Below are 3,540 nucleotides of genomic sequence, written 5' to 3' on the forward strand. Positions count from 1 at the left end.
ACTTCTACTATATAAAAAATAGTAGTGCGAACCAATGCCTTGGCCTGCACTACTAATCTTAGTATGTTTCTTTTTTCAACTGTTCAATTGTTATAGGATAAGCCGGGTTCTTATCGACTGTTATAACACGTGGCTTTGAAACATGAAAAGAACGCATAGCTTTCTTGAAAAAGCGCTTTGCAGCCTTGTGGTCTCTTGTTTTGCTTAGGCAAAAATCGATTGTGTTTCCGTTCGAATCAACAGCACGATACAGGTACATCCATTGACCTTTTACTTTGATATATGTTTCATCGACTCTCCAAGAGTTATTTGTTTGTTTGAGGTAACGTCGGATCCGTTTGTCCAATTCAGGACCATACTGATGAACCCAACGCATAATCGTTGTATGAGAAATGGATAAACCCCGTTCCTCCATCATTTCCACCAAATCACGAAAACTTAGGTTGTACCGTAGGTACCATCTTACCGTTAATAAGATAATATCAGGCTGATAGTGCTTCCATTTGAACCAATTTTTCTTTTCCATACCGATCACACACCTTTTTAGAGTAATAGTATCAGTATGTCTAAGATTTAGAGATTACTTGTAATTACCTTGAAGTTTTTGCACCAGAACCTTAAGAAGAGGGAGATTTTTTGCTTTTGAGAAAAAGAACAATAATAAAGTTAAATATATACAGCAAAAAAAGAAAATTTTATTCACAAATTTCATAATGAAACATATATATAAGGTATAGGAGGATTCCTGTTCCTCCTGTTGCACCTGTGAAGAATAGAGCTAATATTTATACGTACTATAAATATAGCTCTATTCTTGTTATTTTTGTGCGTACTCTACATTTAAAAAGTGAAAATTATACATATAGTAAATGTTTTGTTTGTTCAACCTGGTATCTCTTTTTATTATTCATCACTAGAAATGTCTACATATAATGTTTTTAAGAAAGTAGTACAAGCCGTCACAATGGCTTCCAGCGCTAAGGGTTTTTGAGTCTTTTAACTCTGTTTTTAATTATGGTGCATTAGCGACCGATTGTAATAGTTTTTCTTTTTGTAATACAAAACAAATGATATTGTGTTGTATTAGGTTTATATATAAAAAGAGACATAAAATGTGTCCTTTTATATTCGCAATATTTTTTACAACGAGATAGTATAAGACACCAAGGTTTTTATAAAAAGAAATAAGAATACCACATTAATAATAAGGAAATACATCCAATTGCGAGCGCTATGCATTTTAAAAAATTCATATATACTCCTTTTAGGTGTAGTGTATACCTCAAAAAGGGGTATAGTCCCGAAAATGCGTATTTACAACGCTAAGCTACTTACAATGTTAAAAATGAACTATTTAACAACGATAGGATTTTTGAAACAAGGTTTTTCCCTTACTGTTGGAAAGAAGCAGGACAAGAAGAATGGTACTTATTGATTTTGGACAATTAAGTAAGTATGATTGATTTTAATCGTTTTCATTTATTTTATTAACTGGACAATTGATGAACATGATAAAACCGCTACTCATTTCGTGTTGTACGATAATAGCAAGTCAATTGGAGCTGGACGTTTTCGTATTGTAGATGGTGTTGGTAAAGTTGAGCGAATTTGTGTAGTGGCAACTGATCGCAAAGCGGGTTCTGGAAAATTAATTATGAATGAAATTGAGAAGTTTGCACAAAGTCAGGGCATTTCTAAAGTGAAATTGAATGCTCAAAAACATGCAATTGGTTTCTATGCAAACTTAGGGTACGAAAGTATTTCTGAAGAATTTATAGATGCGGGTATTCCTCATCGCACAATGATTAAAAATCTGTAAATGGAACGATAATGCAGGGATTTTATTAATTTGCTATAACTTTACAACGAGAAAAATCTCCCTAATATTATTTATAGTGGTAATTGTTCCTTTATAAGTCATATGAACTAATTAAAGCTTAATTTCCCTCTTACAACACCGAGAAATTAGGCTTTTTTATTTTAGGATTTCCTTAACGTTGTAAATCCGCATTTTCCTGACGATCCCCCTTTAACAGCAGGTGATTTGATTCAAATTGCACCTGCTGTTAAAGGGGGCTTGAAGTTACTACTGCGGCATTATCAATTTTAGAAATTGAACGTAATTAGACTAATAAAAAGGAACATATAGTTGATGAATAGAATACCCTATTTTAAGACATGTTTTTCTCTTCTAACTTATTCTAAAAAAACTAACCAAATGGTTAGTTTTTTATTGGAATTGTGAAATGTTAATCATACTTTGTTTTAAATTAAATTTTATTTACCTTAAGATAAAAGAATGAAACCTTTTCAAAAAAATGCATAAACTATAATGAATATAAATCCACTCTAGATCAGAAGGAGTGGATTTAGTATATTCATAAGGACACAACTTAGTTAAGTCCTTAGAATGGATTTCAAGGAGGAAGTGTCCTTATGACAACTAATAAATTTAATGAAGAGTTTAAAAAAATGGTGGTTGAATTATATCATTCGGGGCAATCCGTAAAAGAATTAGGTAAAGAGTATGGCGTATCAGAAGTATCAATTTATAAATGGATTAAAAAATATCCTTCTATTACATCAGTTGATGAAGATGAAAAAATACTGGACAAAATAACATTGGACGAAATAACATTGGACGATCTAAAACGAATGAAAAAAGAACTGCTTCGTCTAAAAGAAGAGAATGAAATTTTGAAAAAGGCTATGGCTATATTCGCGAGATAATAAACGATACAGAAATACACTCATTTATTGATTGCCAAAAGGAAACGTACTCTATTCATACAATGTGCCAAGCTTTTGGAATAGCAAGAAGTTCTTACTACCAATCTCATCACAAAGCAGAGTCGAAGTGTAGTCGTGAAAATAATGAATTAAACACATTTATCAAGATAGCAAAGAGTGTTATGGTGTACTAAAGATTCATCAAACACTGTTGGAACAAGTAAACTTAGCACTATTTCAATGCATTGGGGGAGGGTATAACCGCAAGCGAATTCATAGTATTATTGGATATAAAAGTCCTCAAGCTATAGAAAATCTAACTATAGAAGTAGCTTATATTTAACTTATTTGTGTCCGAAATATTGACTCAAATTAAGAGATGGATTGGGATTTAATCTTTTTTTTTATAAATTTTTACTTTTGTAATCAATCATTATATTTACACTTAAAATGTTCTAAATTAATACAAATTAATTTAATGATAAAAATTGAGCAATATTACCAGATCATTTATTTTTTTAAATCATAGAATATATTAGTATTTTATGTAAAATGTAAAATGCTAATATATTCTATATTTTTTAGGTGGGTGGAAAAATGGGTAATTTTAACAAATGTAATCATATTCCTTTCCCATGTGCTTTTCCTGTTGAACAACCAGGACCAACAGGGGCAACGGGAGCAACAGGTGCTACAGGAGCAACTGGAGCAACTGGAGGAGCTGGAGGAACTGGAGCAACTGGGGCAACTGGAGGAACTGGAGCGACTGGAGCGACTGGAGCAACTGGAGCAACTGGAGGAGCTGGAGCA

At 32.3% G+C, this 3,540-nt stretch carries 2 protein-coding genes and 3 pseudogenes; 4 read left to right on the forward strand and 1 reads right to left on the reverse strand.

Going from position 1 to position 3,540, the window contains the following annotated elements; genetic code table 11:
* Positions 1-67 precede the first annotated feature (67 nt).
* Positions 68-526: pseudogene (locus BAQ49_RS09905) on the reverse strand (IS6 family transposase); the annotation flags it as partial.
* A gap of 780 nt (positions 527-1,306) precedes the next feature.
* Between BAQ49_RS09905 and BAQ49_RS33880 the strand changes: the two are divergent.
* From BAQ49_RS33880 to BAQ49_RS09920, 4 genes and pseudogenes are all read left to right on the forward strand, one after another.
* Positions 1,307-1,435: a hypothetical protein gene (locus tag BAQ49_RS33880; RefSeq protein ID WP_257208429.1), complete on the forward strand. Its 129-nt coding sequence runs from the start codon at positions 1,307-1,309 to the stop codon at positions 1,433-1,435.
* A gap of 24 nt (positions 1,436-1,459) precedes the next feature.
* Positions 1,460-1,819 (forward strand): GNAT family N-acetyltransferase, encoded by a 360-nt coding sequence (locus BAQ49_RS09910; protein WP_244159085.1) that lies wholly within the window; start codon positions 1,460-1,462, stop codon positions 1,817-1,819.
* Between the two features lie 617 nt (positions 1,820-2,436).
* Positions 2,437-3,058 (forward strand): annotated as a pseudogene (locus tag BAQ49_RS31260) (transposase); the annotation flags it as partial.
* A gap of 269 nt (positions 3,059-3,327) precedes the next feature.
* Positions 3,328-3,540, forward strand: a pseudogene (locus tag BAQ49_RS09920) (hypothetical protein); the annotation flags it as partial.

The sequence above is a fragment of the Bacillus proteolyticus genome (genome assembly GCF_001884065.1).
Lineage (GTDB): Bacteria > Bacillota > Bacilli > Bacillales > Bacillaceae_G > Bacillus_A > Bacillus_A proteolyticus.

Coding starts and splice junctions, on each gene's coding strand:
- BAQ49_RS33880 (WP_257208429.1), top strand. CDS start 1,307: ATGCGTATTTACAACGCTAAGCTACTTACAATGTTAAAAATGAACTAT.